Source organism: Aeribacillus sp. FSL K6-8210, from assembly GCF_037963925.1.
GTDB lineage: Bacteria > Bacillota > Bacilli > Bacillales > Aeribacillaceae > Aeribacillus > Aeribacillus composti.
Window position 1 is genome coordinate 1696393 of the sequence record NZ_CP150172.1, and the last position, 14542, is coordinate 1710934.

General features: G+C 39.8%; 12 protein-coding genes, 1 pseudogene and 1 riboswitch. Of the genes and pseudogenes, 11 read left to right on the top strand and 2 right to left on the bottom strand.

The window, feature by feature from the left end:
- Positions 1 to 106 precede the first annotated feature (106 nt).
- A complete protein-coding gene (locus NSQ41_RS08220; RefSeq protein WP_232515754.1) occupies positions 107 to 1450 on the top strand; it encodes a S41 family peptidase in 1344 nt (447 codons plus the stop codon).
- Positions 1451 to 1987: 537 nt separating this feature from the next.
- Here NSQ41_RS08220 and NSQ41_RS08225 read toward each other — a convergent pair.
- The gene (locus NSQ41_RS08225; protein ID WP_063389698.1) at positions 1988 to 2401 is read right to left on the bottom strand and encodes an Hsp20/alpha crystallin family protein; all 414 of its coding nucleotides are present in this window, start codon (positions 2399 to 2401) and stop codon (positions 1988 to 1990) included.
- Between the two features lie 138 nt (positions 2402 to 2539).
- Here NSQ41_RS08225 and rarD point away from each other — a divergent pair, with 138 nt between their 5' ends.
- The 5 genes from rarD to NSQ41_RS08250 all read left to right on the top strand — a co-directional run bounded on the left by rarD (position 2540) and on the right by NSQ41_RS08250 (position 6054).
- Positions 2540 to 3439 carry an EamA family transporter RarD gene (rarD, locus tag NSQ41_RS08230; protein ID WP_339211419.1) on the top strand — a complete coding sequence of 300 codons (900 nt, stop codon included), beginning with the start codon at positions 2540 to 2542 and terminating at the stop codon, positions 3437 to 3439.
- A gap of 34 nt (positions 3440 to 3473) precedes the next feature.
- Entirely contained in the window at positions 3474 to 3740 is a 267-nt protein-coding gene (locus tag NSQ41_RS08235; protein ID WP_063389700.1) for a hypothetical protein, read from the top strand.
- Positions 3741 to 3754: 14 nt separating this feature from the next.
- The gene (locus NSQ41_RS08240) at positions 3755 to 4102 is read left to right on the top strand and encodes a YojF family protein (protein WP_063389701.1); all 348 of its coding nucleotides are present in this window, start codon (positions 3755 to 3757) and stop codon (positions 4100 to 4102) included.
- A gap of 17 nt (positions 4103 to 4119) precedes the next feature.
- Positions 4120 to 4788: a bacillithiol biosynthesis deacetylase BshB2 gene (gene bshB2, locus NSQ41_RS08245; protein ID WP_339211420.1), complete on the top strand. Its 669-nt coding sequence runs from the start codon at positions 4120 to 4122 to the stop codon at positions 4786 to 4788.
- Between the two features lie 183 nt (positions 4789 to 4971).
- Positions 4972 to 6054 carry a LysM peptidoglycan-binding domain-containing protein gene (locus NSQ41_RS08250; RefSeq protein ID WP_327855929.1) on the top strand — a complete coding sequence of 361 codons (1083 nt, stop codon included), beginning with the start codon at positions 4972 to 4974 and terminating at the stop codon, positions 6052 to 6054.
- A 210-nt stretch (positions 6055 to 6264) separates the two neighbouring features.
- Here the strand turns inward: NSQ41_RS08250 and NSQ41_RS08255 are convergent, their stop codons facing one another.
- Entirely contained in the window at positions 6265 to 7143 is an 879-nt protein-coding gene (locus tag NSQ41_RS08255) for an IS982-like element ISGth1 family transposase (protein ID WP_311066496.1), read from the bottom strand.
- 942 nt (positions 7144 to 8085) lie between these two features.
- Here NSQ41_RS08255 and NSQ41_RS08260 point away from each other — a divergent pair.
- From NSQ41_RS08260 to NSQ41_RS08280, 5 genes and pseudogenes are all read left to right on the top strand, one after another.
- Positions 8086 to 9213, top strand: coding sequence for an IS110 family transposase (locus tag NSQ41_RS08260; protein ID WP_339211600.1), 1128 nt, complete (start codon positions 8086 to 8088; stop codon positions 9211 to 9213).
- A 359-nt stretch (positions 9214 to 9572) separates the two neighbouring features.
- On the top strand, positions 9573 to 10946 hold the full coding sequence (locus NSQ41_RS08265; protein WP_339211605.1) for an IS1380 family transposase: 1374 nt from the start codon (positions 9573 to 9575) through the stop codon (positions 10944 to 10946).
- 141 nt (positions 10947 to 11087) lie between these two features.
- Complete coding sequence (locus NSQ41_RS08270) at positions 11088 to 11723, top strand: type II toxin-antitoxin system PemK/MazF family toxin (RefSeq protein WP_339211421.1); 636 nt, start codon at positions 11088 to 11090, stop codon at positions 11721 to 11723.
- A gap of 593 nt (positions 11724 to 12316) precedes the next feature.
- A riboswitch (Lysine riboswitch) is annotated at positions 12317 to 12509 on the top strand.
- Between the two features lie 126 nt (positions 12510 to 12635).
- A pseudogene (locus NSQ41_RS08275) lies at positions 12636 to 12951 on the top strand (group II intron maturase-specific domain-containing protein); the annotation flags it as partial.
- A gap of 119 nt (positions 12952 to 13070) precedes the next feature.
- Positions 13071 to 14537, top strand: a complete 1467-nt coding sequence (locus tag NSQ41_RS08280) for an amino acid permease (RefSeq protein WP_339211422.1) — start codon at positions 13071 to 13073, stop codon at positions 14535 to 14537.
- Positions 14538 to 14542 lie beyond the last annotated feature (5 nt).

Consider the following 14542-nt stretch of genomic DNA (forward strand, 5'->3'; position numbering starts at 1 on the left):
TTGACGATATTGTAATTGTCGGACATAATGAAATGGATGGATTAAAGGGGGAGTTGTGTTGTATATTAAAAAACGAAATTTTTTCATCGCTATTGTACTGACGGTCATAATAACTTGCGGTTTTACGCTCACATTACTCAACTTTACGTCAGCATCTGAAAAAGAAAATGATAGTTTTGAGAAGCTTTATTCAGCATATGATACGTTAAAGCAAGAATATTATAAAAAAATAGATGATGAAAAATTGGTAGAAGGTGCTGTCAAAGGGATGGTAGAATCTCTCGACGACCCGTATACGTCATATATGGATTTGAAAGAATCAGAAGGATTTGAAGAAAATATATCTTCAAGCTTTGAAGGAATCGGTGCAGAAGTAACAGAGACGAACGGTTATATCATGATCGTCTCACCGATAAAAGGCTCGCCTGCCGAGAAAGCAGGGTTGAAGCCGAGAGATAAAATTTTAAAAGTTGACAATAAAAGTGTTGAAGGAATGTCTGTGAATGAAGCGGTATCTCTTATTCGTGGCGAAAAAGGAACGAAAGTAAGCCTTGAAATTGAACGGGATGGCGTCGGCACGCTGACCTTTACGATTACAAGAGATACGATTCCGATTGAAACAGTTTATAGTGAAGTAGTAGAAAATAAAATTGGAAAAATACAAATCACAAAATTTTCCGAGAACACTGGAAAAGAATTGGCAGATGCATTGACAGAGCTGAAGGAGAAAAAAGTAAAAGGAATTGTCCTCGATTTAAGACAAAATCCTGGGGGACTGATGGACCAAGCCATAACGATGTCAAATATGTTTGTAGACAAAGGCAAAAAGATTTTGCAAGTTGAAGCAAAAGACGGATCAAAGGATATTTATAAAGCGGAAAATCAACCAATCGTTGATGTTCCGGTCGTAGTCATCACAGATAATGGAACAGCCAGCGCAGCCGAAATTATGGCCGCGGCTTTGAACGAATCGGAGGGAATTCCGATTGTAGGAGAAAAAACGTTCGGAAAAGGAACCGTTCAAAGCGCTAAAACGTTTGAAGACGGTTCGTCGATGAAATATACGATTGCCAAATGGCTGACACCTTCAGGCAAATGGATTCACGAAAAAGGAATAGAACCTCAATATAAAGTGACTTTGCCTGAATATGCTCATTTACCATATTTAAATCCGGAAAAAACGTTGCAGGAAGGCGACGTTTCAACAGAAGTGAAAACAGCTGAGAAAATGCTTCAAGCTTTAGGCTATAAAACAGATGTGGACGGATATTTTGATAAAGCATTAAAAAATACTGTTGTTGCTTTCCAAAGAGACCATCAATTAAAACAAACGGGGAAAATCTCACAAGATACGACAATCAAACTGATGGATTTAGTAAGAGAAAAAATTGAAAAAAATGATACCCAAATGAAAAAAGCAATTGAAGTATTGAAATCGAAGATGGAATAAAATTGACAGCAGCGGCTTGGTCTTCCGGCCGCCTTCTTTATTTTCAGATTTGTTCAAGCATATTGTTGACATTGAAAGGACTTTATTTAGGGAAAGTCCTGTTGCAAAAGCTTTACTTAACTGATTTTTTCTATACGATAAAGCAAGAGGGAATGATTGCTAATACAACTAAGGCATCCAAATATATGTAAAGTGATCGCAAATAAAAAAGGGCAAGTGACAAATATTTTGCTTTTAAATTCTTGCCTACCTTCTCCACTTTTCATTTCATTTTAAAAAATTTAATAATCATAGACCTCCCTATCGTTCTGCCATTTTCATTTCATTTTTGTTGAGCTTTCATATAATGCGGCGAACGTTCGCTTCGATATTTTTGAATTGGTGTTAAGAAAAGGGATTAAAGTAAAATGCGGAATCGGATTTGTCTGCATTTCATCTTCAGTTTCAGGAATATGTTGAAGATCCCTTTTGGCAGTGCGGAGTTTATCCATACGAAAATTGGATGAGTGGAGGCTGGTTAACAAAACCGGCCTCATTTTACTCAGATGGGAAAAGATCAATTTCCGTATAATGATGATCTTTTAATTTCACGAATTTAATTTCAAGAATTCCGTCAGAAAAAACGGCTTTTGTCCCTTTTCTTTTCACAGGTGCAGGAAATACAAATTTTTTTTGTTGATTTTTTTCCGGATAATTCATAAGATGCAAATGGTGTTGGTTATGTTGGATTTTTATCATTTTTTTTAAATCATCATTCATCGGAAGTTTAATATAGATAAATTCATCTGTCTCATAAAATTCAGGTGAAGGAGGAGCTTCTTTATGATTCATAATAGGAAAAGGACTGGTGAATGGGAATTGCTCCGTATAGTGTGAACCAAACGCTTGCTTCATTACTTCCTGAATATATTGTTCAACATGTCCGGCATTCATGTTTTTCCAAAGATTCATTGCTCACACATCCCTCTTCGACCCTAATTGTTACATTGTAATATATGACTGCTGCGGAAAGATCGTTCAAAACAATTTCTTGGAAAAAGCGATCGAAACAGAATATAATGTGTGATATGGGAAGGAAGATGATCTAGCATGAGATCAGGAATCATGTATATTAGTCTATCTTATATTTTATGGGGGATATTCCCTATTTATTGGAAAGTATTAGACCATGTGTCATCTGAGGAAATTTTGGCTCATCGAATCATATGGTCTTTTGTTTTTGTGTTGCTGTTGCTTTTGTTCCAAAAACGATTTGCTGATTTTTTATATGAGTGCACAAAAATCGTTAAATCACCCAAGATTTTGTTAACGTTGGCTCTTTCATCCTTCTTAATCAGCGCCAATTGGTTTGTTTATATTTGGGCGGTGAATCATGACCGTGTACTTGAGACAAGTCTTGGTTATTACATAAATCCATTGGTGAGCGTACTATTAGGAATGATCTTTTTGCATGAAAAACTAAACAAAGGGCAGCAGACCGCGTTTTTGTTTGCGGCTTTCGGAGTGCTCATATCAACTGTCCATTATGGCCATGTCCCGTGGACATCGTTTATTCTTGCGAGTACATTCGGGTTTTATGGACTGGCTAAAAAAGTGATAAAATTAGATTCTGCTTTTGGTCTGGCGCTTGAAACGTTTGTTGTGTTTCCAATTGGAATCATTTATGTGCTATACTTAGAATCGTTAGGAAGCAGTGTTTTTTTTGAATGGGATGCATCGACCAACTTTCTTCTAATGGGAACAGGCGTCATTACGGCGATCCCTTTATTGCTGTTTGCGAAAGGTACGCCTAAAATTCCGATGTATTTTCTCGGAGTCTTGCAATATATTGCGCCAACGATCACTTTTTTTCTCGGCGTTTTTCTTTACCACGAGCCGTTTACTGTTGTAGAATTGATCACCTTTGTTTGCATTTGGACAGGCATCATCATTTTTACAATGAGTGAACCTTCTTTCAAAACGATATGGAAGACTAGAATCTCAAAGTAACCTCATGCAAGCAGGTTCCTCGAGGTGAATAAATGTGAATGATAACGAACTTCTTCATGCATACAGAAAACTTTGGTCAAACCGAACTCTTTCAGTAGGGTCAGATGAGAAAAAAACGTTGGAAGAGGCGATTAAAAAAGAACTCCTCGATGAAATGACTCACCCTAGAGTAAGAAAAAGTCCAGATAAAAAATTACTAGATGCGCTGAAACGCATTATAGCAGCCGACATTTCACCGGAAGAGAAGCTTGAATTAATCAGCAAGCATATGGAGATGTATGAGAAAATCTTAACAAAATAAAGAAGGTGGAAGCTTTGAAACCGATTGATCCGATAAGGGTTCAAAAAATCATTGATTCTTTTTTACATAAAGAGGTGTATATTCATCTTGAAACGACAACCGGTGCTTATACTTCACACCACAATCAAAACAGCATGACTATTGTCGCGTTTGTCCGAAATGCAAAAATTACATTTTCACAAGGTAAAATAAAAGGAACAGGACCATACCGTGTCGGATTAAAAACAGAGGAAGGCTGGGTGTATGCTGAAGGTCTTACCGATTATACCGTTGATGAACAAAATCGCCTTCTCATGGCCGGCCACGATCGAGATGGAAAGCTTGCCATTGCATTACAAATTAGTGAAACTCCATTTTCTTAAAAAGGAGAGAGGAATAAATGGAAGAGAGGATATTAGTGATCCTGCCTCATCCCGACGATGAATCGTTCGGAGCAGCAGGACTGATCGCTTTAAAACGGAAAGCAAACGTACCTGTCACGTATGCTTGCTGCACTTTAGGCGAAATGGGCCGCAGCATGGGAAAGCCTTTAATCGCCAATAGGGAGACATTAAAAGATATTCGAAAAAAAGAATTGGAGCAGGTCGCAAAAATTTTAAATATAAACGATTTACGAATGCTCGGCTATCGGGATAAAACATTAGAATTTGAAGATGAAGAAAAATTGGCAGACCACTTTGAACAGATCATCCGGGAAGTCAAACCGACCCTTCTTGTCACGTTTTATCCCGGTTATGCTGTTCATCCAGATCACAACGCTTGCGGCGAGGCGGTTATTCGTGCGGTGAAACGCTTGAAAAGGGAGGAGCGTCCAACCGTTTATTGCATAGCTTTTTCAAACGATCGATTTGAACATATAGGCGAGCCGGATGTAGAAATCGATATATCTGAAGTTGCAGATATAAAAATACAGGCATTGAAGGCTCATCGATCGCAAACGTATTCCATCGTAGAAAAAATAGAAGAAGGAGGAAAAGACCTCCCTCAATTTCAACAATTTTTTCATAAAGAAACGTTCTGGATTTACCCATTTGATGATGAAAAATAAACGATCGAATAGGCTGCTTTGAAAATATTTACAATACAGGTCTATCATCCTCTTTTTTGAAAAAATGATGAATTTTATCTTATAATATAGTAAAATATGAAGAAAGTTGTCGATATAATAAGTAAGAAATTTTATTGTACGATAAACGAACATAGGATGTCTCATATGAGGAGGAAAGGCTGTATGAAGAAAAAAGTGTTGGGATTAACGACATCCGCGGTTCTTGGATCTTCCGTTTTCGCAGGAGTCGCTTCCGCTGAAACGATTCGAGTAGAAGCCGGGGATACTCTTTGGGGAATCTCGCAAAGATATAATACTACTGTTGTAAAGTTAAAAGAAGCAAATAGACTTACAAGCGATACAATATACATAGGTCAGGTTTTAAATATTCCTTCAGAAGCATCGTCTTCTCCGAAAGCGAAAGTAACTGCTAATAATCAAACAGAGGCGGCTCCTAAACAAACTGGTTCGACATACACAGTGAAAAAAGGTGATACGTTATGGGGCATTGCCAAAAACAACGGAACGTCTGTCAGCGAATTAAAAAGGCTGAACGGATTAACCAGCGATTTAATTTATCCTGGCCAAGTGTTAAAACTATCTGGATCCAGCCAAGCTGTATCTAGCGAAAAGGTTAGCGCCAAAGAACAGGTGCAGGCGCCCAAACAAACCTCACAAACTTCAAATAAAGCAAGTTCACAAAATACATATACCGTCCAAAAAGGCGACTCTCTATGGAAAATTGCTGTAAAATTTAAATTAACCGTCAATCAATTAAAAGCTGCGAATAACCTTTCATCTGACGTTATTTACCCCGGCCAAGTATTGAAGCTGTCAGGCTCTTCAGCCGATAGTGCACGTCAAGTGAATTCCGGCACAAAAACGAATTCTGATTCATCTACTCAAAACGGCAAAGTTTTAGTAATGATTCGAGAAGCCAAAAAATTAGTTGGAGTTCCGTACAGATGGGGCGGAAATACGCCATCTGGTTTTGACTGCAGCGGATTTGTTTACTATGTATTAAACAAAGTGACATCCGTTTCTCGGTTAAGTACAGCCGGTTATTGGAACATGATGAAACCAGTAAGTTCACCAGATGTCGGAGACTTTGTATATTTTTCAACATATAAAGAAGGTCCTTCCCACATGGGAATCTATCTTGGAAATGGGGATTTCATTCATGCCGGATCAAGTGGCGTGCAAATATCGAATTTAAACCAAAAATATTGGAACGATCGATATTTAGGAGCCAGATCTTATTTTTAAAATTATATTTTGCGAGAATGAGAAACATGAAGCAATCAGCCGTTTGTTGGCTGATTGCTTTTTTAATCGGAAGAATGATAGAATCGTCTAATTTGCCGATACATCCATCTTCCTTATAATAGGGATTTTGCATGAGTATGAAATTTGAACAAAAAATATAAGTTTTTTCTAGTAAAAGATTATTAATAAACCCGTGGTGCTAGTTGAGTCTTAACGCTCAACTAGCCCAAGAACAACAAGGGAGTAAGCCAGTAAAATACCATCCAGTGCCGTTTCAAATCCAGAAACCGAGTTCGCTCGAATCTCGGTGATCCGATACGAATCGACTAAAATCGAAAACACGGTTTCAATCACTTTGCGTTTTCGTTTCATCCACTGTTTCCATGCGTCGGATTGGAGAATTCGCTGATTTTTTCGAACGGGCGTCCAAAAAGCGACTCGATGCTCTTCGTACAGCTTCTTTTGCAGTTTTTGGCTGATGTACCCTTTGTCACCTAGGTTATATGGATGTGGAATTTGCGTCATGACGGTTTCAGCGGCCACCCGATCGTGACAAGACGCTTCAGTGACGACATATCCCATCGGAAGCCCTTGGTCGGTGACCTGCAGATGAAGTTTCAACCCATAGAAAGCGATCTTTTTCGAAGCACAATAGCCAATATCCGCAATTCCACGAAACCGTTTGGCGCGATACATTCGGGATGAATGACACAGCTCGATCGGCAAACTGTCCACGACCGCATACGCATGGTGTTGTCCACGCTTGGCCAGCTGGTGCCGCATCCACTTGATCGCAAAGCCAAGCGCTCGGCAGCGACGGTTGTATCGAGAACGTTCAGGGAACAAGTCCTTGGAAAACAAATTCCCGATCACAAACCGGTGCCAAGCCCGTTCGGAAGTGAAGCCTAACAACTTTCCAAGGACATGGACGGCGATGATGACCTCGTCCTTCTGTTTCAACAAATGAAGATTTCGACGTTGAAGATGAATCTGGATACTCGATAGTTGAGCTGATACAAAACACAAAATCGATACATATTGTTTTTGAAGTTTGGCTCGATCTGTTGTAAAATGAAAGTGCTCTTGCATGTGAATTCTCCTTTTAAATGTTTGGTCGCACTTTCATTTTAAGGAGATCCTCATGCAAGGGCTATTTTTATGCTTGTCTGATTTTATCTAGCACCACGGGTTATTAATAATAACGTACTTTTCGGTACTATTTTTAAGAAATTAGTAAAATTAAAAGGTTTTAGTGATATTTTGAAAAATTTATTTAATGTCTATTTAACGACACTCAACAGATGTTTCAATAGATGTAAATTCAATCAATGAAGTACTAGAGTTTATGAAAGCATACTATAATATAATGTAAATGATGATATGGTTTGGATGGATGAGTTATTGTTAACAAACATGAATGGTAGAGTGATTGGATGTACATAATATTGTGTGATTGGGTTAGATTTTTTGGTGAAAATGAAGAAATTAGTAGAGTTTATTTTTAGCTAGATCTGCTATGGTCTGATCAGCTCTAGTTAAGTGTTTTGCCACTCTTTCCGCAACGTCTACCTAGTTTTAATATATACATGAATAAAAATAATATCATTTCAATATGTAGATATGATATAATTTAGCTAAAACTTGCATATACTGCATCTGAGGAGGTGTAGTATATGTGTCGAGAGGATGATAAAAAAATGTTAGCAGCTACTAATAAGAATAAACTTAAAAAGCCTATTATCACAAAAAATAAATTTTTAAATTTATCTAAAAACATCCATGAGTAATTTTACTCCCCACCCATGCATGAAAATCCATCATTCCTTCCCATAATGGATATGAACGCAAACAGTTTTGAAAGACGTTCTCTTTAATGGTGGTTCGACCCTGTAATAAAAACTGTTTGAGTCCATTTGGTGTTCCACCCATTGTCAGCCCTTTTCGTGTGAAAAGGTGACTACGAACAGAAAAATGCCTAACGTGCAAATGGACTCCCTGTTTGCGAATTTATCGATGGAAGGAGTAAGAATCATGGATGTTCTTTATCATCGTTGTGCAGGATTAGATGTCCATGCCGAAACAATTGTCGTTTGTGCTCTTCTTGGAGAGGAAGAACACGTTCAAAAGGAAGTTGAAACATTTCCTACTTTCACGAAAGACTTGTTTCGTCTTCTGAAATGGTTAGAAGATCGTGGTGTCACTCATATTGCGATGGAGAGTACGGGCGTTTACTGGAAACCTGTGTTCAATATTTTGGAAGATTACTTTGACATTACACTTGCCAACGCTCAGCGAATCAAAAATGTACCGGGGAGAAAAACCGATGTTTCCGATGCAGAATGGATCGCCAAATTGTTGCGTTACGGATTGATCGAGAAGAGTTTCGTACCTCCTGAGAACATTCGAGAATTACGGGATTTAACTCGCTTGCGCAAAAAATGGATCGGGCAGTTAACCGCGGAGAAAAACCGCATTCAAAAAGTGTTGGAATGTTCCAATATCAAGTTAAGTTCCGTGATTTCGGATGTATTTGGTGTATCTGGGCGAAAGCTACTGGAACGTTTAATGAAACAGGGATACATCGAAGAAACCGAAGTCGATGCTTGCATTCACAGGAGTATGAAGAGGAAAAAACAACAAATTCAGGATTCTCTCTTTGGTACATTGACCAACCATCAACTGTTCATGATTCGCCAATCGTGGAAGCACATCGAATCGTTGGAAAGTTTACTTCGAGACATCGAAGAACGAATCGACCAACTCTTACAAGTATACAAACAAGAGATGGAGCTTCTTGTGACCATACCGGGGGTCAAGAAGGAAACCGCTGCCGTGATTATCGCTGAAATCGGAGTCGATATGGGACAATTTCCAACGTCTCAACACCTCGCTTCATGGGCGGGAGTCGCGCCGGGAAATCATGAAAGTGCTGGAAAACGAAAAAGTACCCGAACGACGAAGGGGAATCCGCATATCAAATCGGCGTTATGTGAGGCGGCTTGGGCTTTGTCTCGATGTAGGAATCAACGTTTGGCAGCGAAATATTGGTCATTGGCGGCACGCAGGGGAAAGAAAAAAGCACTCGTTGCGATCGCGCACCGAATGCTTACCATCATTTACTGCATCATTTCTCGAAAAGAACCGTTTCGAGAGCAGTAAATAAATTAGTATAACCAAAAAGGTTCAGAAATATACGAGATACCTAAAAATAAGGTAGCTCTGCTTTCCTATTTCCTTTTTTTGGTCGTTAATAGGGTATCCAATTTGATTGTGGGGTATACCGCTTCAGCCATGGTTAATTGATTTTCACAGAAAAAGATTGGAAAGAAGCAAATGAAGTAAGTAAAAACACAAGAGGAATTTCAAAAATAACTTATAGGGATTTATTTGGAGGTAAATAAATTGACTGGTTTTTTAAATAGCCTGAATCCGTGACAAAACATCTTTACAATGGTCGCAAACCGTTGATACGATAAGGGAAAACGACGTTGACGATTCTTCATCAAGTAGGTGATGTGATGAAAGATTTCCCGATTCGGTTTGTATTGACAGATGAAGCGATTACCCCAAGTGCTGGGCTTGCTCTCGTTGGCTACTTACTCCATCGAACGAAACTGGATAAACGGGTAAACGCACTTCGGCTTCCAACGGTTCGTCGAGAAGTGCACATTTCCCATAGCGATGTCATTCGCTCGATGATTGGCTTGCTTGCCACAGGAAAAACGGATTTCGATCATATCGAAGCGTATCGTCAGGACGATATCTTTTCGGCATCGATGGGGATTCAGCACGTGCCTTCCTCTCCAACCTTGCGACAACGACTCGATCAGCTCGCTTGTCTTCCGATGACCGAAACGATTCTTTGGGAGGAGTCCATACGTCTGTTGATTCAACGACATGCCACTTTGTCCCCTTGTTGGACCAAAGGAAAGACGACATGGCTTCCCCTTGATATAGATGGTTCCCCATTTGACAACTCCGATACGAAAAAAGAAGGAGTCAGTCGAACGTATAAAGGATTTGACGGTTTTACACCGTTGTTTGCGTATGCAGGGAAGGAAGGGTATCTCGTTCATGCCGAGTTGCGTCCAGGGAAACAACATGTGCAAGACAACATGCCCTCGTTTTTAGTCACCGCTATCCGTCGAGCTCGTCAACTGACTTCATCTCGTCTGCTTGTTCGCATGGATGCAGGAAACGATGCAGAAGCGAATGTGCACGTATGCCTAAAGGAAGACGTGGACTTTGTCATCAAGCGAAACTTACGCCGAGAATCGACAGCGCTTTGGTTCCAGATCGCTTCGCAAAAGGGCAAACGTGTCGATGATGGACAAAGCGAAGGAGTACAAACCTATGAGCTATGCCTTCCACAGAAGGCAGCGATCGATGGAAACACGTATACGTACGTTCAAGTCACCCAAGTGACGGAACGGACGATGGAACGCAATGGACAGCTGATGCTCGTTCCTGATTATGAAGTGGAAAGCTATTGGGTGCGGCTCAAAGGATACGAGCATGTTCGAATGAGCGATGTGCTCGCGTTGTATCATGACCATGCGACATGCGAACAGTTTCATAGCGAACTGAAGAGCGACTTAGATTTAGAGCGGCTTCCATCTGGGAAGATGAAAACGAATGCGCTCGTGTTGGTCATGGGAGCCTTCGTTTACAATCTTCTTCGTCTGATTGGACAAGATCTATTAAGCGATCCGAGACATCCGTTGCACCACAAAGTGAAACGCCGCCGCATCAAGACGATTATTCAGACGGTGATCACGATGGCAGGGCGACTCGTCCGTCGATCACGACAGATCTGGATGAAACTGACGCGAAGGAGTGGCTATAGCGAGCCCCTACTGAACGTCTATCAGAAATGGAGAGAGGTAAGATAACGAACGAATGTTCGGGCACTGATGTCCAACGTCACTCCCTGGGCTTTTTTGTCTATTTTTTTGGTTCGTATACCTAAAAAAGAGATTTGTTCCATTTTCGGAAATAGAGATGACATAGGTCATAAGCATAAAAGGGGTTTTATGGATTATCAATCCATCAAAATTACAACAAAATCAAAGTCGATTTCAATTCATCACGGATTCAGGAATAGAGAAAACTGGAAACAAATTGAAAGAGGTTATGAATTTGAAGCTGCCATCCTTTATCCGTCAGATACAAAAAGACCTCTTTCGTTTTTTATTCCTAATAAAAACAATCCATTAGAAGGAAAAATAGTTGATCAAATAGGTAATTTTTCTCCAGAAATAATTGAAGGAAGACCTAGAGCCAGAGAACAACAAGTTGTTGTTACTATTAAGCCAAGAAAAGTAATTATTGTAACTAATAATATAATAAATCAAAATGAAGAATTTGAATATATTTTAATTGCTCCAATAAATACTATTAAATTATCAGAAAAATCTAAAGATTGGTATGAAAAGTTAATTTATGATGAACATCCAATTTTCACATATATTCCCAAAGGAAATATAGAAAGATATGTGGATTTAAGTCAGATTATGACAATACATAAAAGTTTATTGCTGACAAAATATGATAAAATTCCAGATGAAAGAATGGAATTAATTGATGAAAATTTATTGCAGTGTTTATCTCTTGGAATTATAAAAGAAGAAGCTGAAAATATAATAAAAAATCAAAATATTGAAATTTAACAAAAAGTCATCATTAATAAAATAACATGATGGCTTTTTGTTTTGGTTACAGTACTTCTACCACCTTACATAGGATTTGTGAACAATTAACCAGCAAAAAACACCATTATATTATTATGCTTTTAGGCTGAGAAGTGATATCCAAGCTGTAAAGAATGCTTTACTTCCCCCTAAAACATCGGTCTGCTTGAGGGTCAAATCAATCGCTTGCAAATAATAAAACGAGTGACTTGCGGACGAGCTGGATTATTTTTGTTAGAGAAACAGGTGCTTTATCGATTGTGATAACTATTGCGAAATAACAAATATAAACTTGTTTTCAACCCTTACTCGTTTTTATAAAAAAAATTCGTAAGAACCATATTTAAAATCATTTTTAAACAAAAGATCGAAGTCATCACGAGAAACCATGTCTTCTATCTACAACAATCATCTGGTAGACCGATTGATCATCCCTTGAAAGCAATGGTTGGATTTAAAAAAAATCTATACGAAAAAATCTTGTCTCAATCGAGGTGCAAATAGATATTGTTTTTGCACAAAAATTGTTTTATAATCATTATGGAATTAAATAAATAGCATCCTCATTCACCCGATGAGGTAGAGGTTGCGGCTTTTATGAGTACTGCGAACGAGATGCAGAGAACATTGAAGACTTCGCTGGAAAGGGAAAGCCGCCGAAGTTCGCACATTTCTCTGGATGTGCGGACTGGGGTTGCCACCGAACAGGGGCAGCACTGTCACGGTTTGCCTGAAGAAAAGCAGCCGTGGAGCGCTATCTTCACGGAAGGGTTGATACGGGTAATGTTTGTATTGCCGCCGAATCACCTTCGGCGGCTTTTTTGGTGCGCCCAGCATGGGTGTAATCTCTAGGGTGAAAGTCCCGAGCTGCAAAGGCAGAAGAGCAGTTAGCTTAACAGAAGGGGATGGTGCGGCTATTTTGCCTTGGCAGATACACCAAGTAAGTTCAAAGAATTTGGCGAATGGATCAGACGAAGACTTCGAATGTGTTTATGGAAAGAGTGGAAAACGCCGAAAACAAAAATTCGGAAACTCAGAGGATTAAGTGTTCCAACGCATAAGCCATTCGAGTGGGGTAATACGCAAGAAATACTGTCGGATTGCCTGCAGTCCCATTCTACACAAAACCCTCGACAACTCCTACTGGAGTCGACAAGGGTTAAGAAGTCTATTCGAAAGATATCAATTTCTGCGTCATCTTAATTGAACCGCCGTATACTGAACGGTACGTACGGTGGTGTGAGAGGTCGGGGGTTAGTCACCCACTCCTACTCGATTATCACCCGGCTCCTTTCCATGACAAAGAAAAAAGGAGCGATGAAAACAATGGAAAGCGTTATTAAAAAGAAGGAAACAGCTACGACCGACCATTCTTCGCCTAACCAGCTTCGACGCAAGCTAAAAACAAGGCATTTAACGATGATTTCTCTTGGTGGGACGATTGGCACTGGATTGTTTTTAGCCAGCGGTGGAGCAATTCATACTGCTGGGCCGGGCGGAGCGCTGGTAGCGTATATTGCAATTGGTATAATGGTGTATTTTTTGATGACCAGTCTTGCAGAAATGGCAGCTTATATGCCAGTTACTGGAACGTTTAGTACGTATGCAACTAAGTTTGTCGATCCTGCGCTCGGATTTGCTCTAGGATGGAATTACTGGTACAACTGGGCCATTACGATTGCCGCAGAGCTCTCTGCTGTGACTATCATTATGAAATTTTGGTTTCCTGATAGTCCTTCACTTTTATGGAGCGCTTTATGCTTAGTGGTTATGTTTCTGCTTAATTATTTATCCGTAAAAGGATTTGGCGAAGCAGAATATTGGTTTTCGCTCATTAAAGTAGTAACAGTCATTATTTTTCTTATTGTCAGCTTTTTAATAATTGTAGGTATTATGGGTGGTGAAGCGGTTGGATTTAAAAACTTCACCATCGGCGACGCTCCATTCCATGGTGGTTTCATGGCGACTCTCGGCATTTTTATGGCGGCGGGTTTTTCTTTCCAAGGAACAGAGCTGCTTGGAGTTGCAGCAGGTGAAAGCGAGGATCCGAAACGTAACATTCCTCGCGCCATTCGGCAAGTATTTTGGCGCATTTTGCTATTTTATATATTGGCTATTTTAGCAATCGGACTTCTTATTCCATATACGAATGAAAATCTAGCGAATAGCGATGTTACGGTCAGCCCGTTTACTCTCGTTTTTGACAAAGCTGGCATTGCGTTCGCTGCATCCGTTATGAATGCTGTCATTTTAACAGCGGTTTTATCAGCCGGAAACTCTGGTATGTATGCGTCTACTCGGATGCTTTGGGGGCTAGCAAAAGAGGGGAAAGCGCCAAAATTTTTGGCTAAGTTGAATCGCCGGGGAGTCCCTGTTAATGCATTACTGGTTACTGCTTCATTAGGAACGCTTGCTTTCTTGGCTTCGTTTTTTGGGGATGGGATCGTCTATGTATGGTTATTAAATGCTTCTGGTTTGTCGGGGTTCATTGCATGGCTTGGCATTGCAATCAGTCACTATCGTTTCCGCAAAGCGTATGTTGCGCAAGGGAGAGATCTCCGTGATCTTCCTTACAAAGCAAAATGGTTTCCATTCGGACCGCTGTTCGCTCTGGTACTTTGCGCGGTCGTCATTTTGGGACAGAACTACAGGGCCTTTATGGGAGAATCAATCGACTGGTACGGTATTCTCGTTTCTTACATTGGATTGCCATTGTTTTTAGCAGTTTGGTTTGGCTATAAAATCGTGAAAAAGACAAAGGTCGTTCCTCTCGATGAATGTGAATTAGACTAAAAAGC

Coding starts and splice junctions, on each gene's coding strand:
- NSQ41_RS08265 (WP_339211605.1), top strand. CDS start 9,573: ATGAAAGATTTCCCGATTCGGTTTGTATTGACAGATGAAGCGATTACC.
- NSQ41_RS08260 (WP_339211600.1), top strand. CDS start 8,086: ATGGATGTTCTTTATCATCGTTGTGCAGGATTAGATGTCCATGCCGAA.
- NSQ41_RS08250 (WP_327855929.1), top strand. CDS start 4,972: ATGAAGAAAAAAGTGTTGGGATTAACGACATCCGCGGTTCTTGGATCT.
- rarD (WP_339211419.1), top strand. CDS start 2,540: ATGAGATCAGGAATCATGTATATTAGTCTATCTTATATTTTATGGGGG.
- NSQ41_RS08280 (WP_339211422.1), top strand. CDS start 13,071: ATGGAAAGCGTTATTAAAAAGAAGGAAACAGCTACGACCGACCATTCT.
- NSQ41_RS08225 (WP_063389698.1), bottom strand. CDS start 2,401: ATGAATCTTTGGAAAAACATGAATGCCGGACATGTTGAACAATATATT.
- NSQ41_RS08270 (WP_339211421.1), top strand. CDS start 11,088: ATGGATTATCAATCCATCAAAATTACAACAAAATCAAAGTCGATTTCA.
- NSQ41_RS08255 (WP_311066496.1), bottom strand. CDS start 7,143: ATGCAAGAGCACTTTCATTTTACAACAGATCGAGCCAAACTTCAAAAA.
- bshB2 (WP_339211420.1), top strand. CDS start 4,120: ATGGAAGAGAGGATATTAGTGATCCTGCCTCATCCCGACGATGAATCG.